Below are 26,706 nucleotides of genomic sequence, written 5' to 3'. Positions count from 1 at the left end.
GGATATCAGGATTTGCCGGTCAGACGCTTCAACCAGCTTTTCTTTTCCGCCTCAGGCGCATCATCGGCGGGTGCCTCCTCGTCAGTTGCCGGGCCTTCGAGCGTTTCCTGCAGGTTGGTAAAGAACTGGTCCGCCATTTTCTTAGCAAACCCATCAATGATCCGGCTGCCCAGCTGCGCGAGCTTACCGCCCACCTTTGCTTCAACGTCATAGGACAATTCGGTGCCACCATCCTTGGCGGTCATGCGCACCTCTGCGCCACCCTTTGCAAAGCCTGCCGCACCGCCCTTGCCCTCACCGGAAATTGTCAGGGACTGGTCCGGCACAAGATCAGACAGGGTCACGGCCCCTTTGAAGGTCGCTTTGACCGGCCCCACCTTCTGCACAACTGTCGCCTCGAAACCGTCCTCTGCCGATCCGGTCACTCCCTGCGCGCCTGGCACACAGGCCTCCAACACTTCCGGGCTCAGCAAGGCTGCGTAAACCTGCGCCGGGGAAGCTGCTATCTGGCGGGTATCGGACATCTGCATCGGAAGGCTCCTTCTTACTGACCTTTGGCCGTTCTACCTCAGAGAATCGCAAAGCACCAATCGGCATTTGGTCTATGTCGTTTCTGTGCTGGACAGCCCCTGCCTGCCTGATAGGAGTGGGCCATGACTGCCCTCCCTCAGAACCGCGCCGGGCTTGGAATTCTCTTCGTGCTGGCAGGCGTTTTTGCAATATCCATCAACGATATGCTGATCAAGCAGTTGTCGGGTGGCTATCCCCTGCATGAGATCGTTTTTCTGCGGTCCGGGATCGGCATGTTGTTTTCGCTGATCATGGTACAGATGGAAGGCGGCTTTGGCATTCTCAGGACACGCCGCCCACTCCTGCATGCAACAAGAGGCCTTCTGATTGTCATCGCAAACATGAGCTATTTCGTGGCTCTGGCGGCAATTCCTCTGGCGGATGCGACAGCGCTGTTCTTCGCAGCCCCCCTCTTCATCACTGTCCTTTCCATTCCGATCCTCGGCGAAAAAGTCGGCCTGATGCGCATGAGCGCGGTTCTTGTGGGCTTTGCAGGCGTCATCATCATGCAACGGCCCTGGGCGGACGCAGACAGCCTGCAAGCGTCCCGCCTTGTCCTGCTGCTCCCCATCGTCGCGGCCCTGACCTATGCGCTCAATCAATTGATGACCCGCAAGCTGGGTGTCGAAAGCAAGGCCTCTGCCCTTGCGGTCTATATTCAGGCGACGTTCGTCGTCGTCTCCCTGCTGTTCTATGTCGTCGCCGGAGATGGCCGCTTTGTGACAGGCATCGACAATCCTTCGATGCAATTTTTGCTGCGCGCCTGGGTCTGGCCTGCGGCGGCGGACTGGTGGGTCATCATCGGGTTGGGCGCAAATTCCGCAATCATCGGCTATTGCCTCAGCCAGGCGTATCGATTGGCAGATGCCGCAACGGTTGCTCCGTTCGAATATGTGGGCCTGCCTCTTGCCGTGTTCTGGGGCTGGGCGGTTTTTGCCGAATTGCCCGTCTGGGAGGTCTGGGCGGGGATCGCCCTGATCCTGGGCTCTGGTCTCTTTGTCTTTCTGCGCGAACGCCAAAAGGCCCGCATTGTTGCCCGTGCCCCGGTCCGGCGGCGCTAGGCGTGCGCCTGCCTTATCCGCGCCTGCACCAGCCCATTGTTTCCTGACCCGTCTCGCGACATCCTTCGCGGATGGTTGGTGCGCTAAACTCCCCCGTCAAAAACCTGACGACACAGGCGCAGGACGCGCTAGGATGATCCCAGACCAACGATCGGATCAATAAGGGAGAGTGAAATGTTCAAACATCTGATAGCCGCCACCCTGGTATTCACCGCAACGATTGCAGCGGCGGAAGACCGATGGCTGTCGATCCCGGAAACACCCGCGATGCCGAAAGCAGCGACGAGCGGCACGATCCCGGTCAATGGGATCGAAATGTATCACGCCACCTACGGCGATGCTTCGGAAACCCCTATTCTGCTTATCCATGGGGGTTTGGCCCATGCGGACATCTGGGCGGAGCAGGTCAAGGATCTGATGACAGATTTCAAGGTCATTGTTGCCGATACGCGCGGGCACGGGCGAAGCTCGAACGATGGCAGCGCCTATTCCTACGACCTGCTGGCCTCCGATTACCTCGCGCTGCTGGATCAGATCGGCGTGGACAAAGTGCATCTTGTCGGCTGGTCCGACGGGGCCAATATTGGCTATGCCATCTCCCAGTCACACCCTGAACGGTTGGCCAGCCATTTTGCCCATGCAGGCAATATCACGCTCGATGGCATCGACCCTTCCGTTGAAAACAACGCGGTCTTTCGCACCTACGTCGGGATGATGGCGTCTGACTACGCGCAGATGTCGCCGGTCCCAGAGGGGTTCGATGATTTTCTGGCGGGCGTGGTGGAGATGTGGAGTACCTCAAAACCCGGCGGGGCCGAGGCGCTCAAAAGCGTGACGGTGCCGACCCTGGTGGTGCAGAGCGAATTCGACGAAGCCATCCTGATGGATCATTCGAAAATGATCGCGGGCATCATGCCTGCGGCTGAGTTGCGCGTTCTGGAAAACGTGAGCCATTTCGCATCGTTCCAGGCCCCCGGTGAATATACCAACGCCATTCGCCAGTTCATCGCGCAGTAACACAGCCCCGGAACCGCCAACAAATGAGGGTTATATCATAGCGCCAAAGTCATGCGGGCTCAGTCGATCCGCACAACGACCTTGCCCGTGGCTTTGCGTGTTTTCAGCAGATCGAGCGCTTCGTTGGCCTGCGCCAGAGGTAGGATGTTACTGACATGCGGTTTGATCCTGCCGTCCACGTACCATTGCGTCAGGACCTCGAAACTGTCGGTCAGAACTTTCGGATTCACACGTGTATACCCCCCCCAATAGAACCCGATGACGGTGAGGTTCTTGACCAGCAGATGATTGGCGGGGATTTGCGGCACCTCTCCCGAGGCAAAGCCCAGCGGGATAAGCCGCGCCTCGGGTCTGCACGCCCGCAGAGCGGATTTGAACTGATCCCCTCCGATGGGATCATAAACCACGTCCGCACCCCCCAGTGATTTGACAGTATCGCGGATGTCATCAGTCTCGGAATTGATCAGATGATCCGCACCAGCGGCCTTGGCGACCTGTAGTTTGTCGTCACCTCTGGCAACAGCGATGACCTCGGCCCCCATGAGCTTGCCCAGTTCCACCGCCGTCAGCCCAACCCCGCCGGAAGCGCCCAACACCAGCAACCTTTCGCCCGGTTTCAAATGCGCCTTGTAGTCAAGCGCCACGTGGCTGGTGCCATAAGCGATCAAAAATGCGGCGGCGTCTTCATCTGTCATCTGGTCCGGGATCGGCACACAGATATCGGCGGAAATGGCGGCGTAATCTGCCAAGGCGTCAAACCCGCAGTAGGCCGCCACCCGCTGGCCGACCCGCAAAGTCGTGACACCTTCACCGATGTCGGTCACCGTGCCGCAAAGTTCCATACCCAGCGTGAAGGGGAGTGCGGGCTTTTCCTGATAGGTTCCCTTGATGATCAGCAGATCGCCAAAATTCAGGCCACATGTGTGCACCTTGACCTGTACCTGCCCTGGCGCGGGCTTTGGTGTCGGGATATCCCGCAGTACGAGAGGTTGACCGAGTTCGGTGACCTGCATGGCGCGCATCGACGTTTCCTTTCTGGGTCGCGGCTGACCGGATCAAGCCAGCGCTATTCGTGAATGACCGTAAATGACCAAGGCATCAAATCCAGTGACCTTCCTGTCATGACAGTGTTATCTTTCACTGATCCAAGCGACTGGCAACGACGAAAAGCAGCCCATGACCTTCTCCAGATACGGCATTTATTTCACACCCGCTCCGGGCCCCTTCGCCGAAGCAGGCGCGACATGGCTCGGGTGGGACGTGGCGAACGGGTGCCGCGTGGGTGCCCCCGATGATGATGTCACCAAGCGCCCGCGCCGCTACGGGTTTCACGGCACCATCAAGCCACCGTTTCATCTGGTGCCCGGCAAGACCGCACAGGCGCTTGAGAGCGATCTGGAAAGGCTCTGTGATGCTCTTGAACCGGTGGTACTGGAAGGACTGACGCTGAGCAGGATTGGCCCGTTCCTCGCGCTGACGGCTGTGGGAGACGTCCGGGAACTGGCGCAGATGGCAGGTCAGGTTGTGCGCGGATTGGATGGCTACCGCGCGCGCCCCGATGAGGCAGAGCTTGCCCGCCGGCGGCAATCCAACCTGACGGCCTTGCAGGAACAAAACCTCAAAGACTGGGGCTATCCTTACGTGATGGAGGCTTTCAAGTTTCACATGACCCTGACCGGCCCGCTCCCGCAAGCACAGCGTGATGCTGTTCTGGCGCGGGCCAATACACATTTTGGCGATCTCCCGCCGCGCCCCTTTGTCATCGACAGCCTGACGCTGGTGGGGGAAGGCGCGGATAGCCGGTTCCGCGAAATCAGGCGCTTTAAGCTGCGCGCCGGCCTGTAAAAGCTTGCCCCGCTCAAGGGGCCTGCTCCGCCAGAAAACGGCGAAGCAGGGATTTTGATGTTGTCAGTTCAACGCCTTGCGCGAGATGTTCCCGATGTCAAAGAACATGGTCTCGCCGGAATGATCATCAACCCCGTCGTTATCGGTTGCAATCCATGCCTGGCCCTCCGGCGAGATGGCCAGACCCTCGATCTTGTCGAGAACATATCCGCCCGTCGCTTTGAGGTCCGGGATCATGTCGCGCACCAACGTTTTGGAAACCACCGGCAAATCCGATCCGAGTGCTGCGGGTGCCAAATCATCAAGCGGCACCGCATAGATTTTCTTGGTCACGGCGTCGCTTGCGTGCTGATTGTCGCGCTCAATGATGTAGACGCTGTCCCCATAGAGGCTCAACTCGCTCAGGCCAACCCAGCCTTTTTCTGCGGCCGCTTTTGGATAGAGCACAGCGCCCCACTCTTCGGTCTCAAGATTGTAGGCGACAAGTTTCACGTGATCTTTGGGGTCATCCGCCCATTGACGCTGAACCGGCATCCAGAGCATCTCCCCCACCTTCGCAATACCCTCAAAGCCAAAGCGCCGTTCAAAGGCCATGAGGTAGGGGGGCAAACCGATTTCCGCGATGATTTCGCCGGTTGCGCTTACGTTCAGAATGGCATGGGGCCGCAGACGATCCGTGCGCCCTTCAGACGCAATCCAGAAGCCGCCTTTGCCGTCCAGCGCGATCCCTTCCATGTCCAGCTTTTGCGCTGGCAAGCCATTACGCGTTACATCAATCGCCTCGACGATGCGGGCGGGCGAAGTTCTGGGATCGATCTTGAAAATCCGGGGCTGGTGGCCATAGAAACTGTCAGAAACCGCGTAGATCATGCCGTTCTGATCCGACACCAGGCCCGAGATCGCCCCCCACCCGGTCAGCGTTTCCATTCCCTTCGATGTAAGGTGCGGATAGCTCGCCGCCCTGTCCGTGTATTCATAGAGCATGACATGTGCGGGCGCGGCCCCGTCCTGGCGCCCATCAAATTCATTGGCGGTGACCAACAACCCTCTTTCAGGAATGGCCACGGCGCCCTCGGGGGAGATGCCAGACGGCAGCAGCTGATGCAGAACCGGTGCCGTAGGGTCAGTGACATCGTATACGGCAACGATAGAGGCGCGTTCCGCCATGACAAATACGAAAGGCGTGCCGTCATAGACGGCGAACTCCATACCTTCCGGTTCAACGCCTTTGCTATCGGAGCGCTTGTCGGGATAATGCCCGATCTGCACAATCGCCTGTTCCAGCGTGGCACCGCTTTCCCAGATCAACGTGCCGTCCTTGCGAAAGATGGTCATCCCACGCGCACCGCCGTCCATGTCGCCCTCATTGGCGATGGTGAAGTGGTCATCGTCGATCCACTGCACACCATCGGGCTCACGAAGGCGGCCCGGCTGGCGTTCATCAAAGATCAATGCCGCCCGTTCATCGGTGGCATCAATCCCTTCCAGATCAACCGCTCCGGCGGAGAAATGCGACAAGACCAATCCGTCCCTGGCGACAATGGCGATGTGGTTATTTTCCTGAAGCGTCACGACGACCTCACCGAGGCTATTGATGTCGACAAATTCCGGCTCGGGATCTTCGCCTGCGATATCGGCCAATCCAGCCAGACCGGACCGGCGCAGGGAGCCGCAATCCATTCTGCCGTCAGCGACATCCACAAGGACCAGATCACCCGCAGGCATTTGCGGCACCCGCCCTTCTCCTAAATCTTCGTCACGTTCGTTTTCGATGGCAATAGCGAGGAAGGATCCATCCTTTGCCCGCGCTGTGCTATCGGGCTGCCCCCCCAAATTGCAGGATTGCACGACCTGCATGTCCACAAGATCAACAGCTTTGATCATACCAGAGGGCGCTGTGTAGCTTTCGGATGTGTTCACGGCGACGAAGGCTGTGTTGCCGATCACGGAGACGGCTGTCGGCTCGCCCTGCATTGGCAAGGTTCCCTTGGGCAAAGGCGCATGGGCATTCGTGATATCAATGGCCCCAATCACCCCTGCGGGGCTATCGGTATATATCAGCGTCAGCCCGTCACCGGAGACATCAATGATCTCCGCGGATGTCTCTTCGGGGACGTCGCCCTCAAAGTTGGCGGTCACGGGAAAAGAGGCGATGCGGTTGAAGTTCATCTCCGCATGGGCAGGCGACAAGGCAATTCCGGCAAGCAAGGTGCTGGTCAGCAGCAGGGTCTTGGTCATTGATTTCTCCATATGTCTCGACATGCGCGCAAAGGCGCAGATTCAGGACACATGGACATGACAGTCCGGTATCAGTTTTGTGAAAGCAGGTTTTAAAGATCGATTGCGATTTCGCCGTTTTCGTCCGCCGCCCGGGATTGGCACAGGATGATGTTGTTCTCGCGCTGCGCCTTGGACAGAACAAAATCGCGATGCTCGACCTCGCCGGCAATCACCCCACATTTGCACACACCGCAAATGCCATCCGAGCATTTGATATCCACCTTCAGGCCATGCTCGACCAGTACATCCGCCGCCGAACGGTCCGCCGGGACGGCGATTTTTCGACCGTCTTTCAAGGCCAATGTGAAGGGGTGGTTTTCATATTCCGGCAGTTCAGGGACTGAAAAATACTCCAATCGCCGCGCCTCTTCCGGGAAACCCCCACGCTCGGCTGCCGCAACAACCGCGTTCATGTAGCTTTCGGGTCCACAGGTATAAACATGCCAGCCCGGCTGGTACCCTTCCAGTACCTTATCCAGATCAGCGCGCGTATCTTCATCTGAAATATGGATGTGGACCCGATCCGCCCAGGGCATTTCAGCCAGATCATGGATGAACGCACCTGCCTGCCGGGTGGGCACAGAATAATGCAGATCGAAGGGTTTGCCCAAGCGATGCAGCTCATGCGCCATGGCGATCATCGGCGTGATCCCAATCCCGCCGCCCATCAGAAAGCTGTGCGAAGCCGATTTTTCGACCGGGAAGTGATTGATCGGACGGGACACAAAAACCTTGCGACCCTCGTTGAAAATACGGTGCAGCAGTTCTGAACCACCGCGCCCGTCCGCTTCCCGCAAGACTGCAATTTCATAGCGTGAGCGGTCGCCTGGGTCCCCACACATCGAATATTGCCGCAGCTTGTCCGGCGTCACGACGATGTCGAGATGGGCGCCCGCGGTCCATTCCGGCAATTCCCCGCCGTCCAATGCACGAAAGACGTAGCGGCTGACCTCGCTTGTCAGCTTTTCTGATTGCGCGATCTCAACCCGAACCACCGGGCTGTCACTGCCATTGAGGTAGCGGTGATCCCACGCGCCCGTCTCACCCGCCGCCTTGCGGGATTTGTATTCCTCCGCCGTGATCATCGCCTGATAGGCCTCGATCCCCGCCTCGCGATCCATCGGGAACGGGTAGGGCCAGGGGTGCGGGGCGAGACTGGCCGGATAGACCGCCAGCGTCTGGTCCTCGTATTTCAGCGCCAGATCCTTTTGCAGATCACGCGCATTCACCGGTTTGCGGGTTGGATGGTATCCGCCGTCTTCGGCCAATTCGATGTCCCACCACCACTTCTTGATCGGGTTCAAACGGCCGTTGCCCACCGCATCGTCCAGTTTTGCGAGGACCGGTGCCAACTTCGGTACATTCATCGCCGCCCACCTGAAGGGACGTTCTGCAAAGAGCCCTTCGAGGTTCCAGGGGCATGTTTTCATGCACCGGCCACACATGGCCCCGCCCGGTGTGGTGATCCGATATGTCGCACATTTCTGGCTGTCCGACTTCCAGATCTCGTAGCCGTTGAACATCAGCTTGGGGCCTGCGGTAATTGCCCCCGAGGGGCATTCGCGCGCGCATTTGTTGCAGCTTTCGCAGAACTTCTGCAGGCCGAAGTCAATCGGCTTGTCATGCGCCAGAGGCATATCCGTGGTCACAACGCCCGACTTCAGCCGCGGCCCCAGAAAGGGGTTCAGAATGACTTCGCCAATGCGGCTGACCTCCCCTAACCCGGACAACAACAACAGCGGCGGCTGCAATACTTCGCCATCCAGAACCGTATGCGCCTTGGCTTTATAGCCGAGATTTCGGATTTGACGAGCGATCACGCCGCCCAGCAGAGAAAACCGAAGATAGGCCCGCATGGACTGGGCCACGGATATCCAGTCGTCGCCAGAGGCCCCTTCCATGGTGTCAAACCCCTGATCAATGATCATGCTGATCGCCTGATCATGTGGCGGTTTGAGCGGCGCGCCCGTGGCGTCGTGGCTGTACCAGGTCCAGTCCGGACACCGGCTCAGCCCAACAGCGTCCACGCCCAGGAAATAACAGGCCGCTTTGACATTCGCGGCATTGCGCTCTGCATCATCGGGGCGGGGTCCTTCATTGCGCGGGCCATCCTGCAACAGGACAAACGCCCCCAACATGCGGCGCTGTGCCATGGATGGCGCTGCTTTGCGGGCATAGTGCCCCCCTGCTGATCCTTCCTGATTGGCCTTGCCCATATCGCCAAACTGCGCCCGTGCGAACATGTCGGTGCGTTTGGGCACACGCGCCACATTGGGCTCGTCAATATAGGTTGTGGGCTGATCTACGCGTGTGAGCGTCTCAAATGGATGCGGCCCAAGGGCAAAATCCCGGCTGGCGAACGGGTCCTTGGTGAAAGCCGATTTCTGACTGCCTTTGCCCAGCCACCAGGCCGGGGCATTGGTGCGCAACCAGGTCTGAGCGCGCATCGGTGCCAGCGGGGCGTCATGGGCAAGCGGCATGGTCGTTGTCAAAACGGCCACGCCAAATCGGGTTCCGAGATAGGGATTCACAAGGGTCCCCTCTTCGATCGAGGCGAGACCGGCGGCCACCGTCAACCGGTCGAGGTCAACATCGGTGCTGGTGCCGGTATGGGCCTTGGCATCCCAACCCAACAGTCGGATGTAGTTGGCCAGAACGACCGCTGTCTCTGCGGCGCGCAGACAGGCGCGATGGGCCTGCGCGTCCTCCAGCCAGTCTGTACCAGCCTCCCCGTCACGCGGGTCACGCGGCATTTCATACAGGAAAACCACGCAATGGGCGTGATCGACAATCGTGGTCGGTGGCGCGGTCATGGAATCGCGCAGATCCGCCATGATCACATCTATGCCCGACGCGAGGGTTTTGGTTTGCTTGGTGCGCAAATCCTCTGCCAGCCTGTCAATGTCAGGGTTTCGAATGGGCTGGTTCAGAATTGCAGACGCAACCAGCGGGCCAACCCCCACCATCGAGGCATCACTGAAGTACCCGAACGACTTCAGATGATTGGCCCTTTCGTGCAAGTCATCCGGACATTGGGACCGCGTTTTGTTGACCAGCCCGTCACGGATGGCGTCCATTGTCGCCTGATAGTCCGCCATCGCATTCACGATCGAGGCAGGGGTATGCGGTCGTTGGAAATCCGGAGGTTGGAATGGCGGGAGTGACGCCAAATCCGGCATCTCGCCACGCACAAGTCGCTCCAGCGGGTAGGGCCCCAGATGTGGCGCCCTATTCCGGGTGGAGAAAAACCGGAAGCTCATTTTGCGCCTCCTCGAAGGTCTTTTTGGCCTGTGCAGATCACTGTGCAGATCACCGCACAAATTTTAGGCAAGGTACGTTTAATCAGCACCCGATGACAATGCATTGCGCCCCGTCAACAGGCGCAATGTGCCGATTTCTCCGAATTGTGAACGACTTGCGCGGGGGTCTGCGAAGCCCCCCGCAGCCTCAGGTTGTTCCAAGTATCAGATCAGAGGCCTTTTCCCCGATCATGATCGCAGGCGCGTTTGTATTTCCTGAAACGATCTCGGGCATGATCGAACAATCCGCCACGCGCAGGCCCTTGATGCCATGGACCTTCAGCTCAGCGTCAACCACCGCGTCCTCGCCTGATCCCATCTTGCAGGTCCCTGTCGGGTGATAGATCGAGGCCGTATTGTTCCGCGCCCAATCGAGCGTTGCATCATAGTCGTCAATGTCCAGGGTTGAATGCGGCCTGAATTCCTCCGAGATCTTGGAGGTCAGGGGCGCATGGCGCGCGATTTTGCGCGCGATGTTCACGCCTGCCACAATCGTCCGGCAATCGGTTTCGGTGGACAGGTAATTTGGAATAATTTTCGGATAGGCGCGCGGCTGAGCAGAACTCAGACGAATTTCGCCCTTGCTCTCGGGTCGTAACTGGCAAACCGACATGGTGAAGGCCGAGAACTTATCCGCTCCCTTGCCCGGATTCTCGGCTGACAAGGGTTGGACATGGAACTGAATGTCCGGCGTTTCCATATCTTCGCGGGTTTTGAGAAAACCGGTTGCGAGGCTTGCCGCCATGGTCATGGGACCCGCCCGGAAAAGCGCGTATTTCAGGCCGATTTTTGCCTGACCAAACAAACTGCTGACCTCATCGTTCAAGGTCGGCTCATTGCATTTGTATACCAGGCGCGCCTGCAAATGGTCCTGCATGTTCTTGCCGACCCCTTTGAGTTCTTTTTTGACCTCAATGCCGTGTTCGGAAAGTTGCTCAGCTTCGCCAATACCTGACAGCATCAAGAGCTGTGGAGAATTTATGGCCCCTCCGCAGAGGATAATGTCGCGATTTGCCTTGATGGTCTGGACCCGTCCTGATCGGTCCTTGTAACTGACCCCCGTGGCACGGCCATCTTCAATTTCAACCTTGTCCACCTGCGCATGTGTAACAATCTGCAGGTTCGGCCGCTTCTTGACCGGGTTCAGATAGGCGACGGCGGAGCTGCACCGACGGCCGTTGCGGGCAGTAAGTTGGAAAAACCCTACCCCCTCCTGATCAGCGCCGTTGTAGTCGGGATTAAATTTGTACCCTGCCGCCTGGGCCGCCGCGACCCATGCATCTGTAATGGGGCGCTGAATGCGCATGTTGGAAACCGACAGCGGGCCCTGATCGCCATGATACGCGTCTGCGCCGCGTTCATTGCTCTCGGCACGTTTGAACAGGGGCAGCACATCATCCCATCCCCACCCGGTATTCCCCATCTGACGCCAGCGGTCATAATCCTGTGGTTGCCCGCGTACATAAAGCAGACCGTTCAGTGAAGAAGACCCCCCAAGCACCTTGCCACGGGGCCATTCGATCGACCGGCCATTCAGCCCGGGATCAGGCTCGGTCTTGTAGCACCAGTCCACGGAAGGGTTGTGGATGGTTTTGAAGTATCCAACTGGAATGTGGATCCAGGGGTTCAAATCCCGCCCACCTGCCTCCAGCAAGATCACCTTGTTTTTGGGGTCGGCGCTCAACCGATTGGCCAACACACATCCTGCGGACCCTGCTCCGACGACAACAAAATCAGCTTCCATATCGACCTCCCAAACCAGTGTGAAAAAAACTCTATGCAAAAAGAGAATACTATACTAGTGTTTTTTGGGACTAATAGTCTCAATAAATGACATTCAGGGAGGAAGTCATGGGAATTTACGACAAACTAAACCACATTTCGCGCCGGGATCTGTTCCGGGTCGCGGGGCGCTACGGCATGAGCTCCACTTTGCTCGCTGCGGGTGGCTTTGGTGGGGCGATGAGCCTTGCAAACTTGGCTAATGCGGCCGAATCGACCTACGAAAAACGTTTCGCAAAAGAGCCCAAATTTACGTTGAAATTCGGTGCCGCGGGCTTCAATGCACGCAACCTTTTGATCGAACGCGCCGGTGCGCTGGAATTCGCTCGTGACCTTGAAAGTCGCACCGACGGAGAGATTCGCGTCGAGTTTATCGGCGATAATCAGATTTGTGGTCAGGTTTCCTGCGTCGAAAAAGCCCAACAGGGAATCGTTGATATCTATGCGGCCTCCACTCAGAACTCCGCCGGGGGCGCCCCTTATCTGAACGTTCTGGACTACGCCTTCATGTTCCGCAGCCGGGCCGACCAGTATCACTTCCTCTATCACCCCAAATCTCAGGAACTGCTGCGCGAACCCTATGAGCGCCGCCACGGTCTGAAATTCCTGTTCTCCCACGCGGAGCTTCGCGGCATCCAGTTGGGCCTGTCCTGGGAAGACAAGCCAACGGTGACCAGCATCGAAGAACTCTTTGGCACGAAAAACCGCGTCACGGGCACCCAGTTGGGCCGAATCGCCATGACAGCGCTGAACCTGAACCCGGTGCCCGTCGCCTGGGAAGAAACCCTCGACGGTCTCAAGCAGGGTCTGATTGATGGTGCGGAAACATGGGCATCCGCCGTGGCCTACGCCAACATGTCGCCGGTTGTGTCCCAGTCCGTACACCTCGACTTCTTCTGCGGCACAGAGCACACGGCGATGAACGCAGGTGTCTTCGACAGCCTTGGCGGCGAATTGCAGGACGCCGTGATGGAAAGTTCCTATTGGAGCCAGGTCCATGTACAGGCTGCAAACGAGGCGGCTCTGGTCAAAACGGTTGGTCTTTCCGATCCGATTCTGCCAAACACAATCTTCGCTCAAAACAACGTGCGTAACGCCTTCCTGTCGAAAGAAGAGCGTCGCAAGGCCGAAGAAATGTGCTCGCCAGAGTTCCAGCCACAATTGTGGGAAGACTGGCGCGAGCGTCTCAACGGATGGTCGGGTGGTCTCGACACGTATCAGGAGATCTACAACATCGCGCGCGAGATCGACGAAGATACACTGCCAGAAAACGTCGAACCACGCCGCTGGTGGAAAGCCTAATTCCGGCCTAACCCAAATAAGAAGCCGGTCCGTCAACAGGCGGGCCGGCTTTCCAGTACTTTTCAGTATCTCGCAAATGGCCCTTGAACGGTTCATCCGTTTGAAAAAGTCCAAAAAATGTTCGGGCCGATGGTTATAGTGCTTTGATCCAATGGTGCTTTTCGGGCAGCATTGCATGAGAACAACATAGGGAGGGCGCCAGATGTCAATCTTGGCGGATATGGGCACCATCGTCACGGCGACGCTGAGTGGCGATATTAATTTCAAAGTGGTCCAGGCCTACCGGTCCCCGGGGGCTTGGTTCGTGTTTGGACCACTGACCGTGATCGGCGGCTTTCTGGTGCTTTGGTTGTACAAGAAGATTCCGTGGCTTGACCGGCATCTGGAACGCACGATCATCGTCTACACCTACATCATCATCGCCCTGATCATCTTTGTCGGCGTGATCCAGCGTTTCGTCTTTTCGGCGCAGGTGCCCTGGTCGACGACGATCCCCCCGCTCCTGTTCATGATCATGGCGTGGTACGGATGTTCCTATAATGTCAAACTGCGCACGCACCTCAGTTTCAACGAGTTCCGCACCAAGATGGGACCCAAAGGGCAATTGACCTGCCTGCTGCTCGACAACTTGCTGTGGTTTATCTTCTGCATCATCGTTGTCACCACTACCGCGCGGGTGACCGTCAACACCTATGACAATTTCGCCATCGTGCTGGGCACCGACAACGTCATGCGTTGGTGGTTCATCGTCACCATGCCGATTTGTTTCGTGATGATGGCCGGGCGGGTTCTGGAGAACCTTTTCGAAGACCTTGAGAAATACCGCAACGGCGAGCCGTTGATTGAACAAGCCGTTATCGGGGGAGATGTCTGATGTCTGACGGATCATGGATCACAATTATCTCGCTCGGGGTGACCTTTCTCTTCATGCTTGGCACCCCTGTCTTGCTCATCATCTTCTACTGGGTTGTGGGCTGTAGCTTCGTCCTCGATCTGACGCTCGACAATACCGGCTCGGAGATGCTCAACGTCTTCAAGGACGGGTTTGCGCTGCTGGCGATGCCGCTTTTCATCCTGACCGGGGACCTGATCAACAAATCAGGGATCGCCAAACGCCTGTCGGATTATGCTTACGCCTGTCTCGGTTGGTTGCGCGGCGGCCTTGCGATGGCTTCCATCGGGGCCTGCGGCCTTTTCGCTGCGATCTCAGGATCGAACTCGGCGACTACCGCAACCATCGGCTCGATGCTACACCCCGAGATGGTCAAGGGCGGCTACGACGAACGCTTCTCCGCGGCCACGGCTGCTGCTGGTGGTACAGTCGGAATCATCATTCCGCCGTCGATCATCTTCATCGTCTACGGCTTCCTGATGAATCTCGAAGTGGGACAGCTGTTCCTGGCAGGTATCATTCCGGGTATTCTGATGGTCCTCGCCATGATGTCGGTCTGCTTTGTGGTCTGCACGATCAACAAGTGGGGCATTCTGACAAACCTCAGCATCACCCGTATGACCAAAACGGCGCTTGGCGCTTGGTTGGGTTTCTTTGCCATCGGTCTGGTGCTGTGGGGCATTTACACCGGTAAGTTCTCCCCCACCGAAGCGGCGGGGGTCACCGTTGGGTTCGGGATCATCGTTGGTTTGGTCAGCTACCCGCTGAACAAGCTGATGGGCAACGATTCCAGCATTCCCGTGGATGAAAGAACCTTCGGCTCAATGGTTGTCGTCGAAGGGTTCACCCTGCCGGAAATCCCGTCAATTGTCGTGCGCTCCGCACAGATCACCGGCATTCTCGCTCCGCTGATCGCGGTATCAGTGGTGATGCAGCAAATCCTGTCGCTCCTGGGCGCACAGGAGACCATTGGTGGGTTCGTGACCAGCATGGGTGGATACTATCCGGTGCTCTTTACGGCGATGGCGATGGTCTTTGTCGCCGGAATGATCCTGGAAAGCCTTCCTGTAACGATCATCATGGCCCCGATCCTTGCGCCTATTGCAGCCTCCGTTGGTGTGGATCCGATCCACTTCGCGGTCATTTTCCTGGTTGGCGCATCCATCGGCTTCATCACGCCACCATATGGCTTGAACCTTTACGTGGCGTCGGGTGTCACAGGCGTTCCCTATTTCCGCCTGCTGAGATATTCGACAATGTATCTGTTCTCGCTCCTGGCGGTTTGGATACTGGTCGCCCTGACACCTCAACTGGCACTCTTTTTGCTACCAAACTAAAGAAGACAAATGCCGGACGATTTTGCAAATGAAGGACAGGGCCAGATACCAACCAACCTGCGGTTGCTGGTCCTGTTGGAAGAAGTTGCAAAGGCGGGTGTCCCTGTCACACCGTCGGCTCTGAAGGAAAGTCTGCAATTACCCAAACCAACCCTGCATCGGCTGTTTCACACGGCCGAAGCATCCGGTTTCCTACAGCGAGATATTGATGGCAAGTCCTATGGCCCCGGCCCCAGGCTGCGGCAACTTTCCATCAATACGGTCTCTTCGCAGCGCCTCAGAACCGTGCGTCTGGCAATTCTGCGCAGTGTCGCTGAGAAGATCGGTGAAACCTGCAATATCGCGGTCCCCGACCGGGATGGGATGACCTATCTTGACCGCGTAGAGACACATTGGCCCTTGCGTATTCAACTGCCTGTGGGAACGCAGGTACCGTTTTACTGCACCGCCAGTGGCAAGATGTTCCTGTCCTCCCTGAGACCCGCTTATCTGGACCGGTTTCTCTCCAATGCGCGACTGGAAAGACGTGCACCCGGAACGATCACCAGCAAGGCCAAGCTCAAAGAGGAAATCGAGGCAACGCGCAAGCGCGGATACTCGACCGATGATCAGGAGTTCATGGAGGGTATGGCCGCCATTGCCGTCCCCATCCTGGACGATCGCAAACGTCTAGTGTCGACCTTGTCAGTCCATGCGCCGTTGCAGCGTCAGGATTTGGCCGGTTTGGCCAAGAACATTGATGCGTTAAAGACCGCAGCGCAGGAGCTTACAGCGCTGATCAACAGCTGAGGTTCTGAACGTTGTGCCAAAGGTGGACCTGTGCCTCCTCCTGCCGTCCACGTACCTTCACCGGTTTCACATCGCTCGAAGGCTGCGAGGCAGGGGTACCAAGCCCTTGCATCAATTCCTCGGTGGCTGCAATGACCGCGCTTTCCGATTTGGCTACTTCCATCAAACGGCTGGCCAGATTGACGGTATCACCGGCAACCGAGACCTGTTGATGCCGCTCACCCCCCAGCCGCGAGAGCACCACCTCACCACGATGAATGCCGACGCGGCACCCGAGTACGGGCGTCCCAACGACCGCCCGACCCAGACCCCGCACATCATCAACCAGCTCAAAACCAGCCTGCAATGCATTATCCGCGCTGGGTTTGACGGCATCCGTCATCCCGAAAACGGCCAATGCACCATCACCCATGTAATTCAGAACGATGCCATCGTGTTCTTCGACTCGATTGGCAATCACCTGATGGAACCGTTTCAGGAAATCTTGCGTATTAGCCGGGCCAAGCGCTTCGGACAATTGGGTGAACCCGCTGAGGTCCACGAAAAATACGGAAAGGATCATCGGGGTTGGCTCTTTCAGGAATGCCGGGTTCTCTGAAATCATCTCGGCCAGAGCAGGTGACTGAAACTGCTTGAGCGCGGCAAGGGCGCGCGCGCCGTGACTGGCTTTGCGCTTCTCGCGGAAGTAACGCAGCGCCGATCCGGCGATGATAGGCAGGCCGGCGCTGGCCAGCGGCACAGCGGCACTGAGCCAGATGCCATTCGAAAAAGCAAACCAAACGACCGCCATATAGGCCCCGAGCACCCCAAGCGCCAGCGGTATGCCCGTAGACAAAGGCAGGCTGAGTACCAGAACCGTGCAAATCAGAGCAAGCCCGATCGAGGCTGCCACATCTGCCCATCGGGTAGTCATATCACGCAGCAGGGTCTCACCACCCAGCAATTGAGAGACCGCCGTGGCAATGACCTCAACACCGGGTGTGTCGTCCCCGAAAGCGGTGGGAAACCGATCCCCGAAGGCCGTTGCGGTGTAGCCAATGATGACGGCTTTACCGCGAAGGCGCGCATCCTGACTTCCCGCCAGAACATCCAGGGCAGAGAGGGTCGGCAAGGTTCTCTCCGGACCAACCAGCCGAAGCGGCATCTGCATGCCCAGATCCAATGGAATGACCGCGCCCGCCAGGGTCACGGCATCTTCGGAGACCCTCGGTTCTGCACCAGCGAACAAGGCAGCGACACGCAGCGGCAAAGAGGGTTCAATGCCTTGGTCCGTCAGGAAAACAACAGGCATATGGCGCGGCGTCCCGCTGGCGTCAGTCGAGACATTCACCAATCCGGTCATAGCAGCACTGGCAAAAATTGATTGCGGCCTGAGCACCGTGTCAGGTGTCACAATTTCCCAAGGTGCATTGGCTTGCGAGAAACTTCCTGCGGAGGCTATCACCGTGGGGACACTGGCCAGTGCCGCCGCCAGCTTGTTATGGGTTTCCGGAGCACCGGCATCGGCCAGGATCACGTCGAGCCCCACAACCTTGGGTTCTGCGGCACTTACGCTCTCGATCACTTTGGCCAAGAGCAACCGGCCTTCGGCAGCCGTATCGCGCGTGCCTTCGATGGTCGCGTTGTCGATCGCGACAATGATAACCTCCCCGGCAGGGTCGACCGGGCCCGTCAAGGCGAACCGGTAGTCCAGAAGCACTGCTTCCAACCCATCCAATCGACTGCTGGTCCCGGAGATATGGGGAAGAGAAATCCAGTAAACCCACAAAGCGGCCATGCCCAACGCGATGACGCCGGTCCAGAGTGGCGACGCAGATGCGGTTTTCATCTCCCGAAGCGTGCCATCAATGCCGCGGCACGTTCCTCCCCCCAAACCCCAACCTCGGACGCGCCTTGCGAAGATACATCAATGCCCTCGCCTGCGCGCACCAAGGCCACTGGCGCATCGGCCCCAAGCGGTGACACAGAAACTTCGCCCAGCACGACAAACACCGCCGTCGACGTCTCCGAAACATCGACCACGAAAACTGTGCCGCGTACCGCCGCGATCGCATGTGGCGTTCGGATTTGAGGGCGCGCCTCTCCGGGCGTCACCTCAAGTAAAACTGCGCCGTTTTTCAGGTCGAATTCAGCCTCGTCACCGTCAGTAAACGCCATCTCGGCGACAGCCTCGATCTCGAGGATGATGCCAAATGCACACCGCAGGACATCACGCTCGGGATCGCCTGCCTTGGTGATCTCACAGTTCGGAGGCACCTGAGCGATCGCAAAGCCTGGTGGCAAAACGATACCAATCAGAAACAGCGCAACAACAAATCTGGCAAAAATCATCATATGTACTCTTTCAAAACAATAGGGTGCGCAGTTCCGGCAAGGATGCGATCCACCAGCCAAATGATTAACATTATTTTTGCCTGCGCTAAAGACACTCGCGCGTGCAAGGCGGATAATGGCAAAGCCGATGAATTCTTCGGTTTTCTGAAGGTTACCGCTGCGTACGCCCGTTTAAGCGCGCGGCAATGCGATTGACGCACGTTGGGGCAGATCACAACTGTCTCATGGGAAAACCAATGGCCGATACCTCAAGCTGCCTGTCTTTGCCGTTCATTCAACCGAACCAGGCCCAGAAACACGTCACGCACAATGAAGCCTTGCGGATCCTCGATATCCTGACCCAATTGGGCGTGCAGGCCGATGACCAGCCCGTGCCACCTGCAACACCCGTTGAAGGAGACCGCTATATCGTCGGGGATAGCGGGACAGGCGACTGGGCCGGGCACGACGGGGATATCGCGCTTTTTGAGAACAGCGTCTGGCAGTTTTTCACCCCGAAACCCGGCTGGCGCGCCTATGTGATCGGGCGGGATTCCCTGATTGTGCATGATGGCACGGATTGGATCGATCTGGACAGCGCCGAGCTGCAGGAGATCGAAGCCTTCGGGCTTGGCATGATCTCCCTGCCCTCATCCCCTTTTTCCGCCAAGCTGAACGCAGCACTCTGGACCGCGCTCTATCGGGATGATGGTGGCAATGGCAGCATGATTTCCACCCTGAACAAGGAAGCCAGTGGGGATGATGCCGGATTCATCCTGCAACAGGATTTTGAAACGCGCGGTCTCTTTGGGCTTTTCGGCAGCGATAATATTCGGCTGGCGACATCTGCGGATGGCACCAGTTTTCATGACGGATTGATCGTGGATGCAGGTTCCGGCGTGGTCGATCAGCCCAACTTGCCGCGCTTCAAGGGTGTGACGAATTTCGACAACTATCTGTCTGCGGATGCATGGACCAAAATCGCCATCAACCTGACCGAGTTCAACGATCAGAATGCGTTTGATTCAGCAAACAATCACTTTGTTGCCCCGGCGGCTGGCAGCTACGTTTTTGCTGCCGCGCTGACATTCAAGCAAAACGCATCAAACCAGGCCCGAATTGGCGCGCGCCTGCTCCGAAACGGCGCAGAAGTGATCAGTGGGTCGGTGGGTGAAAACACCGGGCCGCACATCTCGGAGCAGACGTGCCTGAACATTCAATGCATGGTGCTGTTGAATGCCGGGGATACGGTCGAATTGCAGGGACACCTGCGCGGATTTGATGGATATTTCCTGGCTGATCAAACCAGTTTCTGGGGGTATAAGGTCGGATAATGCAGCCAGATCACGAGAGGGCTACTTGCACACTGTAACCCTGTCCGGTCCCGCTGAAGACAATGGCCACTGCCTCACGGTAGTGGCTGTTTCAACATCGTGAACCTGGTTTCTGCGCTCTTGACCGTGGTTCACAGAACGGATCGCAGCTTGTTGACCTGAATGCCCATTTTACTGTCTTTGCCATTGCTCTAGGATGACGCCCAGCTTCTTGCGGAACCCGCGGCAGCCCCCTAAAGAGCAAGGCCCATGCACCTCCAGTCCCACCATACCTACCCTTCTCGCCGATCTGCTGTTGCTGCGGACAACCTCGTCGCAACATCACATCCGCTGGCCGCCCAGGCCGGTTTGTCCATGCTCTATCAGGGCGGAAATGCAGTAGATGCGGCTCTGGCCGCTGCCATAGCGCTCACGGTCGTAGAACCAACAGGCAATGGTATTGGTTCAGACGCCTTTGCGATTCTTTGGGATGGCGCAGAATTGCACGGTCTGAACGCGTCCGGGCGATCTCCCGCCAACTGGACCGCTGAGCGTTTTTCCGGTCACGCGAAGATGCCTTTTCACGGATGGGAAAGCGTGACCGTCCCCGGGGCCGTATCGGCCTGGGTCAATCTGTCAGAGAGATTTGGCAAACTGCCTTTCGAAAAACTGTTCGAGCCAGCAATCGGCTATGCGGAGAACGGGTTTCCGGTGTCTCCCGTCATCGCCGCCCGTTGGCAACGTGGCGCTGGACAGCTCTCGCATCAGCCGGGTTTTGCTGAAACGTTCATGCCCGACGGGCGGGCCCCCAAAGCAGGTGAGTACTTCAAAAGTCCCGGGCACGCGCGAACTTTGAAACGCATTGCCGAGACAAAAGGCAAAGCCTTTTACGAAGGGGATATTGCTGAAGAGATCGCAGCCTTTGCCGCTGAGCATGATGCGGCCCTGACCCTGGATGATCTGGCCACGCACCGCGCGGACTGGTGCGGCACGATCAGCAAAGGGTTTGACGACAGTATCCTGCATGAAATACCGCCAAATGGTCAGGGCATTGCGGCGCTTATGGGGTTGGGCATTCTGTCGGGCACCAACATCCGCGATCTGGATGCCGACGACCCGCAAGCACATCATTTGCAGATCGAGGCCATGAAACTGGCGCTGCGCGACGCGGAACACTACGTGGCCGATCTGGATCACATGTGCAATATCACCGTGTCTGACATGCTTGATGACGGGTATCTGGCCGCACGTGCGCGCGAAATTGACCCCAACCGCGCCTGTGATTTTGGCGTTGGCGCACCCAGACACGGCGGCACCGTCTATCTGACCGCCGCTGACGCCAGTGGCATGATGGTCTCCTTTATCCAGTCGAATTACGCAGGCTTCGGCTCGGGTGTTGTGGTGCCCGGCACCGGTATCGCCTTGCAAAATCGCGGAGCCGGTTTCTCGCTTGATCCAAGCAATCAAAACGCCGTTGGCCCGCGCAAAAGGCCGTTTCACACCATTATCCCCGGCTTCCTGATGGATCGCGCGGGGCCGGTGATGAGCTTTGGTGTCATGGGCGGGCCGATGCAGGCCCAAGGCCATGTGCAGATGGTGCTGAGAACGCAGCTATTTGCTCAGGACCCCCAGATGGCCGTCGATGCCCCACGGTGGCGCGTAACAGATGGGCTGGGCGTGGCCTGCGAGACCACCATGCCCGCGGAGGTTCTGGAAAGGCTGCGCGCCATGGGTCACGACATATCGCTGGAAACACCGGACAACGCCTTTGGGTTTGGCGGTGCGCAACTGATCCACCGATTGCCGGGCAAAGGTTATGTGGCCGGGTCCGATCCGCGAAAAGACGGCATGGCGGTTGGTTTCTAATTTTTTGGCGTGTGACGCGTGACGCCGAAACCGATGGGTTTGCGTCTGTTGCCGGGCAAGGCCGGGTCTGGCCCCCAGATCGCCTGATAGGTGTCCACGGCCATGCCGCGCCGTTGAAAAAGGATTGAAAGTACCAACAGGCCAAGCCACCAGAGCGACAGGCACAGCCACATCCAGTTGGGCGCATTGGCCTGCCGCAACCCGGCCAGAATGGTTGCGACCGACAGGATCAGGGCGGTGTATCCGGCCAATTTATGGACATATTCAAAGGCAAGACGGCGCGGGGTCATGTCGAAGTGGTCCCCATGCAGTGAGCCATCGGCGGCAGGTTCCGTCGGGCCGCCCTTGGTGCCGCGCAGAATACCGCCCAGAATCTGCACCAGCGCCAGCACCAACACGGTCCAGCCCAGCCACATATGCGGGCCAGCAAGTGCCGCAAAAGGGGGAGCGATTAGGATCAGAATGAGCCCGACGCACATCAGGACGCAGGCCGAATATTGACAAAGCCGGTGCGTGTTCCACCAGAAATGGCTGTCCAGATGAGCGGGCCAGTTCTGCCCCGGGAATACTTTGAAGTAGCGCGCAATGAAAATGCCTATTGGCACCAGCACGCCCCAGGCGATCACCATGAACCGTGCGTGCCAGCTCAAATGCCAGCCCACGTCATGCGCGCGGGTCACATCCATGGGAGCCAGCAGCCACTCCATCATCAGCCTTTGACCGCGCCTGCGGTCATGCCGGTGATGATCTGTCGCGACGCCACGAAGGTGAAGATGATAGGCGGGATTGCCAGCAACATGCCCGTTGCCATGATCACCCCCCAGTCGATGTCAAATTCAGTGATGGAATTCACGATGGTGACCGGCACAGTGCGCGAATTGCGATCCGCCAGCGCATTGGCCAGCAGGAATTCGTTCCACGCGACCCGGAAGGTGAAAATCGCCGCTGCCGCGAGGCCCGGTTTGATCAGCGGCAGGACGACCAGGAAAAAGACCTGAAACGGCCCCGCCCCGTCCATACGCGCGGCTTCTTCAAGCTGGATGGGCACCTGAACGATGAAGCTTTGCAAGATCCAGATGACGAAGGGCAGGTTCATCGCCACATAGACCAGAATGATCCCTGCGCGCGTCCCGTCGATCTGAAACTGGAAGGTCCAGATGCCAAAGACCGGCACCAGCAGCACCGCCGGCGGCACCATGCGCATGGCCAGCGTCGACAGGGACACCGCATCGCGTCCCATAAACCTGAACCGGACCAGCGCATAGGCCGCCATGCAGCCGATCACCAGTGTCAGCACGGTCGAGACCAGCGATATGATCAGGGAATTGACCAGCGCGCGCCCGAAGGTCTTGTCGCAATAGTCGATATGGGGCGCTTCGTACCAGAGAAAGTCGCAGAGCGCGGTTTCGTAGTTGCGCAGGGTCGGCATGAACAGAAGCGACGAACTGTCGGACATGATGTCCACATTCAGCTTCAGCGAGGTCGTCAGCATCATCAGGATGGGGCCAATGGCCATGACGACGAGCGCCACAAGCAGCGCATAAAAGGCCGGGTTCTGTTTTTCGTAGGTCCTGTCGGCCATCAGATGTCCTCCTCCGCGGCTTTGCGCAGGCGGGCGGTGCGCGCTTCGACCGCCTTGTTGTAGGCGAACATCGCGAAGGTCAGGATCACCAGCAGGATCAGAAGGTAGTTCGACATGGCCGCCGCCTCCCCCAACTCGCGGAACTCTGATGCGGTTCGGGAAATGCGCAAGGACAGGATTTCAGTCGACAGACCCGGCCCGCCGTTGGTGAGCACAAGAATGACTTCGAGCACCTTGAAGGCATCAATCAGCCGCAGCAGCAAGGTGACAATCAAGACCGGCATCATCAGCGGCAGCTTGATATAGAGCACCTGCTGCCAGCCCATGGCACCATCAATCCGGGCCGCTTCCATGGCAGATTGCGGCAGCGATTGCAGCGCGGCCAGCGACAGAATGAAAATGAAAGGGGTCCATTGCCAGATGTCGGCAATCACCACGGAGGCAAAAGCCCAGGACCCATCGGACAACCACGGGATCGGATCGAGCCCAAGTGATTTCAGCGTGCGGTTAAAGACACCGACAGACGGGTGATACATGTAACGCCACATCAGGCCGACAACGATGGGCGCAATCATCATGGGCAGGATAAAGAGTGTGCGCAGCACCGACATGCCACGGATGTTCCTGTCGAGCAGGAGCGCCAGCCCAACGCCAATGACCATCTCCAGACTGACCACCACGGCGGCGAATTTCAGCGTTACAAAAAAGCTCTCGCGAAAGGCGGCGTCGCCCAGCAGGTTGATATAGTTCCGCAATCCGACAAATTCGGCCTCACCAATGCGCTGGCTGGGGTTCCAGTCCAGAAAACTGGCGTAGATCATGTACCCGATCGGGTAGAGCAGTGCCACCGCCATGACCAGCGCCGCCGGGGCGAGGAACAGATAAGGCGTCACCCTGTTTACATTTGCGCTTTGCATGATCTCATTTCCGGGAAAGCCGTGGTTTGGCCGGGCGACGATCTTGTGCCGCCCGACCCCTCTGGGAGAGGGTTACTGCCAGGTGTAGTACCCTGCCTCATCCATGATGGCCCGCGCCCGTTCGGCAACACCATTCAGGGCTTCCTGCGGGTCGAGCCCCTCGGTGAGAACCTGGCTCATGGTGGTGCCGATATCGGCGTTGATCTTGCCCCATGTCGGGATGATCGGACGCCAGTCGGGATCGGCATATTTCAGCGCTTCGCCAAAGGTCGCGGAGTAGGGATATTTCTCATTCAACCCTGCATCCTGATAGGTGGAGAAACGCGACGGATTGCCCCCGGCCATGGCGACAAGAAGATCGCCTTTTTTCGACGTCAGCCACTGCATCAGCAAAAAGGCGGCTTCCTTGTTCTGCGCATTTTTTGGGATTGCGATGCCGAAACCACCGGTTTGCGAGCCTCTGCGCACGCCCTCGGGGTGCAGCGCGTAGCCGACCTTGCCCGCCACCTTCGATTTGCTGGGATCTTCAAACCCGGCGGCGAAGGCGATGCTGTCCATGAACATCGCAGCTTGCCCCTGACTGAAAGCGGCAGCGGCTTCGGCGGGGCCGAATGTCTGGCTGCCTTCCGGGCCGCAATCCACGATGGTTTTCAGTGCGTTGGCGGCGGCAACACCGGCCTCATTGTTGATGATCGGTTCCCATTTGTCGTCGAAAACACGACCCCCCAGAGGGGCGAGATGCAACAGGAATGCATGAGATGCCTGGTGGCCGGAGGCTGCGCGCGACGCCATGCCGCCCATGCCCGGTTCCACTTCGGGCACCTTGCAGGCCGCATCCAACAGTTGATCGTAGTGTTGCGGCACGTCAATGCCGTGCTTTTCAAAGATGTCCTTGCGATAGGCCAAAACGGATGTCTCCGACCCGTAGGGGATGCCGAAAAGCGATCCGGTGGCCCCCGGCAGATACCCTTTGAACCCGCCTGCAACACCGATGTTGGCGACATAACCGTCAATCAGGTCTTCGGCGTCATAAGCCGGATCCGCCAGCTTGGGATTCATGAAGAACCGCGCAAGGTTTTCAAGCTGGTCCGCAAAAACATAGTCCGCCTTGGAGAAAACCACATAGGCGATCATGTCATAATCGCCTTCGGATTTGGTCAGTTCCAGCGTCTGTTTCTCGCGCATCTTGAGGTACTGGAGTTGGTCGACCTCAACCTCAATGCCGGTCTCTTTGGTGAACTCCGGCAGGACTTTCATCATCGCATTGTAGTGCGGGTGCGCCGGTACGTTGATCACCAGCGTGGTGCCGGCATAGGGCGCATATGGCCCGCCGTGGCCGTCCGCAAGTGCGACCCCCGCCATGGAGACGGACACCGCCGTCCCCGTCAGAACTGATTTCAGTGATAGCATTCTTGGTTCCTCCCTAATGCCAATTTCGGCCTATGTCAGAGCCTGAGCCCTGTTGATTTGTCGAAAATCATGATTTCGTCAGTAAGCACGCCAAACGTCCGGACAGCGCCGGATTTGATCGGGGTGGCGCTTTGTGTTTCCACCAGAACATCCGCCTCGCCGCAGCGCGTCACCAGCACGGATTGCGCGCCCAGGTATTCAGATACGATCACGCGCAACTCAATCGCCGCCCCTTCGGTGCCTTCAGAGACAAAGCTCGATGGTCTGAGCCCCAATGTCACATCCTTAGCGTTGGCATTTTTGACGTCGGCCGCAGTTTCAGGGCTCAGCGGCAGCGCATAGCCCGCGCCACGCACCCACATGGCGTCGCCTTCCTGCGTCAACTCGCCATCCAGAAAATTCATTGTGGGCGATCCGATGAACCCCGCCACGAACTTGTTGACCGGGCGTTTGAACAGTTCTTCGGGCGTGCCCTGCTGCTGGATGAACCCATCGCTCATCACGACGATCCGGTCGCCAAGGGTCATCGCCTCGACCTGATCATGGGTCACATAGACCATGTTCTTGTCGATGGTGTCGCGCATCTCGGCAAGCTCGGCACGCATCTTGCCGCGTAGCTTGGCGTCAAGGTTCGAGAGCGGTTCATCAAAAAGGAAGGTCCCCGCATCGCGCACCAAAGCACGCCCCATCGCCACGCGCTGACGTTGCCCGCCGCTAAGCTCCGCTGGTTTGCGATCCAGCAGATGCGCGATGTTCAGCATCTTCGCGACGCGTTGCACTTTTTCTTCGATTTCGGATTTCGGCACCCGCGCCAGACGCAGCGCAAAGGACATGTTTTTGGCGATGTTCATATGCGGGTAAAGCGCGTAGTCCTGAAACACCATCGCAAGATCACGCTCTTTCGGATCGAGCCTGCTGATAGGTTTTTCATCGAAATAGATCTCGCCGCCGCTGAGCGTTTCAAGACCGGCGAGCATTCTGAGTGTCGTGGATTTGCCGCACCCTGAGGGGCCAACCAGCACGGTGAATTCACCGTCATCCAACGTCAGATCGAATGGCGGTAGCACCTCTACCGATCCGTAGCTTTTTGACACTTGATCAAAGATAATTTTTGGCACGTGTTCCCCCACC

Annotated in this window: 21 protein-coding genes; 9 read left to right on the top strand and 12 right to left on the bottom strand. The window is 58.1% G+C overall.

Features of this window, described 5'->3' with window-relative positions; all coding sequences use genetic code 11:
* Window positions 1–5 precede the first annotated feature (5 nt).
* Window positions 6–530: a carbon monoxide dehydrogenase subunit G gene (locus Q0802_RS03930; protein ID WP_298913903.1), complete on the bottom strand. Its 525-nt coding sequence runs from the start codon at window positions 528–530 to the stop codon at window positions 6–8.
* Between the two features lie 123 nt (window positions 531–653).
* On the opposite strand from Q0802_RS03930, the gene Q0802_RS03925 reads away from it, so the two are divergent.
* Window positions 654–1,631, top strand: a complete 978-nt coding sequence (locus tag Q0802_RS03925) for a DMT family transporter (RefSeq protein ID WP_298913900.1) — start codon at window positions 654–656, stop codon at window positions 1,629–1,631.
* Between the two features lie 174 nt (window positions 1,632–1,805).
* A complete protein-coding gene (locus Q0802_RS03920; protein WP_298913897.1) occupies window positions 1,806–2,648 on the top strand; it encodes an alpha/beta hydrolase in 843 nt (280 codons plus the stop codon).
* Between the two features lie 59 nt (window positions 2,649–2,707).
* Here the strand turns inward: Q0802_RS03920 and Q0802_RS03915 are convergent, their stop codons facing one another.
* Window positions 2,708–3,670, bottom strand: coding sequence for an NADPH:quinone oxidoreductase family protein (locus Q0802_RS03915; protein ID WP_298913894.1), 963 nt, complete (start codon window positions 3,668–3,670; stop codon window positions 2,708–2,710).
* 154 nt (window positions 3,671–3,824) lie between these two features.
* Here Q0802_RS03915 and Q0802_RS03910 point away from each other — a divergent pair, with 154 nt between their 5' ends.
* Entirely contained in the window at window positions 3,825–4,493 is a 669-nt protein-coding gene (locus Q0802_RS03910) for a DUF1045 domain-containing protein (protein ID WP_298913891.1), read from the top strand.
* Window positions 4,494–4,556: 63 nt separating this feature from the next.
* Here the strand turns inward: Q0802_RS03910 and Q0802_RS03905 are convergent, their stop codons facing one another.
* The 3 genes from Q0802_RS03905 to Q0802_RS03895 form a co-directional block, all read right to left on the bottom strand.
* A complete protein-coding gene (locus Q0802_RS03905; RefSeq protein ID WP_298913888.1) occupies window positions 4,557–6,731 on the bottom strand; it encodes an esterase-like activity of phytase family protein in 2,175 nt (724 codons plus the stop codon).
* A gap of 92 nt (window positions 6,732–6,823) precedes the next feature.
* Window positions 6,824–10,033: a reductive dehalogenase domain-containing protein gene (locus Q0802_RS03900; RefSeq protein WP_298913885.1), complete on the bottom strand. Its 3,210-nt coding sequence runs from the start codon at window positions 10,031–10,033 to the stop codon at window positions 6,824–6,826.
* 187 nt (window positions 10,034–10,220) lie between these two features.
* The gene (locus Q0802_RS03895; protein WP_298913882.1) at window positions 10,221–11,816 is read right to left on the bottom strand and encodes a choline dehydrogenase; all 1,596 of its coding nucleotides are present in this window, start codon (window positions 11,814–11,816) and stop codon (window positions 10,221–10,223) included.
* A 107-nt stretch (window positions 11,817–11,923) separates the two neighbouring features.
* Here Q0802_RS03895 and Q0802_RS03890 point away from each other — a divergent pair, with 107 nt between their 5' ends.
* The 4 genes from Q0802_RS03890 (at window position 11,924) to Q0802_RS03875 (ending at window position 16,174) form a co-directional block, all read left to right on the top strand.
* Window positions 11,924–13,156, top strand: a complete 1,233-nt coding sequence (locus Q0802_RS03890; RefSeq protein ID WP_298913879.1) for a TRAP transporter substrate-binding protein — start codon at window positions 11,924–11,926, stop codon at window positions 13,154–13,156.
* Between the two features lie 202 nt (window positions 13,157–13,358).
* Window positions 13,359–14,030: a TRAP transporter small permease subunit gene (locus Q0802_RS03885; protein WP_298913876.1), complete on the top strand. Its 672-nt coding sequence runs from the start codon at window positions 13,359–13,361 to the stop codon at window positions 14,028–14,030.
* On the top strand, window positions 14,030–15,385 hold the full coding sequence (locus tag Q0802_RS03880; protein WP_298913873.1) for a TRAP transporter large permease: 1,356 nt from the start codon (window positions 14,030–14,032) through the stop codon (window positions 15,383–15,385). The genes Q0802_RS03885 and Q0802_RS03880 overlap by 1 nt, the downstream gene beginning before the upstream one ends.
* A gap of 9 nt (window positions 15,386–15,394) precedes the next feature.
* On the top strand, window positions 15,395–16,174 hold the full coding sequence (locus Q0802_RS03875; protein WP_298913870.1) for an IclR family transcriptional regulator: 780 nt from the start codon (window positions 15,395–15,397) through the stop codon (window positions 16,172–16,174).
* Here the strand turns inward: Q0802_RS03875 and Q0802_RS03870 are convergent.
* The gene (locus tag Q0802_RS03870; protein ID WP_298913867.1) at window positions 16,164–18,002 is read right to left on the bottom strand and encodes an adenylate/guanylate cyclase domain-containing protein; all 1,839 of its coding nucleotides are present in this window, start codon (window positions 18,000–18,002) and stop codon (window positions 16,164–16,166) included. The genes Q0802_RS03875 and Q0802_RS03870 overlap by 11 nt on opposite strands.
* Window positions 17,999–18,508 (bottom strand): FecR family protein, encoded by a 510-nt coding sequence (locus tag Q0802_RS03865; protein WP_298913864.1) that lies wholly within the window; start codon window positions 18,506–18,508, stop codon window positions 17,999–18,001. The genes Q0802_RS03870 and Q0802_RS03865 overlap by 4 nt, the downstream gene beginning before the upstream one ends.
* 236 nt (window positions 18,509–18,744) lie before the next feature.
* Between Q0802_RS03865 and Q0802_RS03860 the strand changes: the two genes are divergently transcribed.
* On the top strand, window positions 18,745–19,821 hold the full coding sequence (locus tag Q0802_RS03860) for a DUF2793 domain-containing protein (protein WP_298913862.1): 1,077 nt from the start codon (window positions 18,745–18,747) through the stop codon (window positions 19,819–19,821).
* A 249-nt stretch (window positions 19,822–20,070) separates the two neighbouring features.
* Complete coding sequence (locus Q0802_RS03855; protein WP_298913859.1) at window positions 20,071–21,666, top strand: gamma-glutamyltransferase family protein; 1,596 nt, start codon at window positions 20,071–20,073, stop codon at window positions 21,664–21,666.
* Here Q0802_RS03855 and Q0802_RS03850 read toward each other — a convergent pair.
* From Q0802_RS03850 to ugpC, 5 genes are all read right to left on the bottom strand, one after another.
* Complete coding sequence (locus tag Q0802_RS03850) at window positions 21,663–22,376, bottom strand: cytochrome b561 domain-containing protein (RefSeq protein ID WP_298913857.1); 714 nt, start codon at window positions 22,374–22,376, stop codon at window positions 21,663–21,665. The two genes, Q0802_RS03855 and Q0802_RS03850, sit on opposite strands and share 4 nt — an antisense overlap.
* Window positions 22,376–23,248 (bottom strand): carbohydrate ABC transporter permease, encoded by an 873-nt coding sequence (locus tag Q0802_RS03845; RefSeq protein ID WP_298913854.1) that lies wholly within the window; start codon window positions 23,246–23,248, stop codon window positions 22,376–22,378. Before Q0802_RS03845 ends, Q0802_RS03850 begins: the two co-directional genes overlap by 1 nt.
* The gene (locus Q0802_RS03840) at window positions 23,248–24,165 is read right to left on the bottom strand and encodes a sugar ABC transporter permease (RefSeq protein WP_298913852.1); all 918 of its coding nucleotides are present in this window, start codon (window positions 24,163–24,165) and stop codon (window positions 23,248–23,250) included. Before Q0802_RS03840 ends, Q0802_RS03845 begins: the two co-directional genes overlap by 1 nt.
* 72 nt (window positions 24,166–24,237) lie before the next feature.
* Window positions 24,238–25,575: an extracellular solute-binding protein gene (locus Q0802_RS03835; protein ID WP_298913849.1), complete on the bottom strand. Its 1,338-nt coding sequence runs from the start codon at window positions 25,573–25,575 to the stop codon at window positions 24,238–24,240.
* A gap of 35 nt (window positions 25,576–25,610) precedes the next feature.
* A complete protein-coding gene (ugpC, locus tag Q0802_RS03830) occupies window positions 25,611–26,693 on the bottom strand; it encodes a sn-glycerol-3-phosphate ABC transporter ATP-binding protein UgpC (protein ID WP_298913846.1) in 1,083 nt (360 codons plus the stop codon).
* Window positions 26,694–26,706 lie beyond the last annotated feature (13 nt).

Origin of the sequence: uncultured Roseobacter sp., assembly GCF_947495275.1 — a bacterium.
GTDB lineage: Bacteria > Pseudomonadota > Alphaproteobacteria > Rhodobacterales > Rhodobacteraceae > Roseobacter.
The sequence above is the reverse complement of the archived record's forward strand: the minus strand, read 5'-3'. Positions and strand labels throughout refer to the sequence as shown.

What these genes read in the sequence shown, in the direction of transcription:
- Q0802_RS03930 (WP_298913903.1), bottom strand. Translation starts at nt 530, where the DNA reads ATGCAGATGTCCGATACCCGCCAGATAGCAGCTTCCCCGGCGCAGGTT.
- Q0802_RS03925 (WP_298913900.1), top strand. Translation starts at nt 654, where the DNA reads ATGACTGCCCTCCCTCAGAACCGCGCCGGGCTTGGAATTCTCTTCGTG.
- Q0802_RS03920 (WP_298913897.1), top strand. Translation starts at nt 1,806, where the DNA reads ATGTTCAAACATCTGATAGCCGCCACCCTGGTATTCACCGCAACGATT.
- Q0802_RS03915 (WP_298913894.1), bottom strand. Translation starts at nt 3,670, where the DNA reads ATGCGCGCCATGCAGGTCACCGAACTCGGTCAACCTCTCGTACTGCGG.
- Q0802_RS03910 (WP_298913891.1), top strand. Translation starts at nt 3,825, where the DNA reads ATGACCTTCTCCAGATACGGCATTTATTTCACACCCGCTCCGGGCCCC.
- Q0802_RS03905 (WP_298913888.1), bottom strand. Translation starts at nt 6,731, where the DNA reads ATGACCAAGACCCTGCTGCTGACCAGCACCTTGCTTGCCGGAATTGCC.
- Q0802_RS03900 (WP_298913885.1), bottom strand. Translation starts at nt 10,033, where the DNA reads ATGAGCTTCCGGTTTTTCTCCACCCGGAATAGGGCGCCACATCTGGGG.
- Q0802_RS03895 (WP_298913882.1), bottom strand. Translation starts at nt 11,816, where the DNA reads ATGGAAGCTGATTTTGTTGTCGTCGGAGCAGGGTCCGCAGGATGTGTG.
- Q0802_RS03890 (WP_298913879.1), top strand. Translation starts at nt 11,924, where the DNA reads ATGGGAATTTACGACAAACTAAACCACATTTCGCGCCGGGATCTGTTC.
- Q0802_RS03885 (WP_298913876.1), top strand. Translation starts at nt 13,359, where the DNA reads ATGTCAATCTTGGCGGATATGGGCACCATCGTCACGGCGACGCTGAGT.
- Q0802_RS03880 (WP_298913873.1), top strand. Translation starts at nt 14,030, where the DNA reads ATGTCTGACGGATCATGGATCACAATTATCTCGCTCGGGGTGACCTTT.
- Q0802_RS03875 (WP_298913870.1), top strand. Translation starts at nt 15,395, where the DNA reads ATGCCGGACGATTTTGCAAATGAAGGACAGGGCCAGATACCAACCAAC.
- Q0802_RS03870 (WP_298913867.1), bottom strand. Translation starts at nt 18,002, where the DNA reads ATGAAAACCGCATCTGCGTCGCCACTCTGGACCGGCGTCATCGCGTTG.
- Q0802_RS03865 (WP_298913864.1), bottom strand. Translation starts at nt 18,508, where the DNA reads ATGATGATTTTTGCCAGATTTGTTGTTGCGCTGTTTCTGATTGGTATC.
- Q0802_RS03860 (WP_298913862.1), top strand. Translation starts at nt 18,745, where the DNA reads ATGGCCGATACCTCAAGCTGCCTGTCTTTGCCGTTCATTCAACCGAAC.
- Q0802_RS03855 (WP_298913859.1), top strand. Translation starts at nt 20,071, where the DNA reads ATGCACCTCCAGTCCCACCATACCTACCCTTCTCGCCGATCTGCTGTT.
- Q0802_RS03850 (WP_298913857.1), bottom strand. Translation starts at nt 22,376, where the DNA reads ATGATGGAGTGGCTGCTGGCTCCCATGGATGTGACCCGCGCGCATGAC.
- Q0802_RS03845 (WP_298913854.1), bottom strand. Translation starts at nt 23,248, where the DNA reads ATGGCCGACAGGACCTACGAAAAACAGAACCCGGCCTTTTATGCGCTG.
- Q0802_RS03840 (WP_298913852.1), bottom strand. Translation starts at nt 24,165, where the DNA reads ATGCAAAGCGCAAATGTAAACAGGGTGACGCCTTATCTGTTCCTCGCC.
- Q0802_RS03835 (WP_298913849.1), bottom strand. Translation starts at nt 25,575, where the DNA reads ATGCTATCACTGAAATCAGTTCTGACGGGGACGGCGGTGTCCGTCTCC.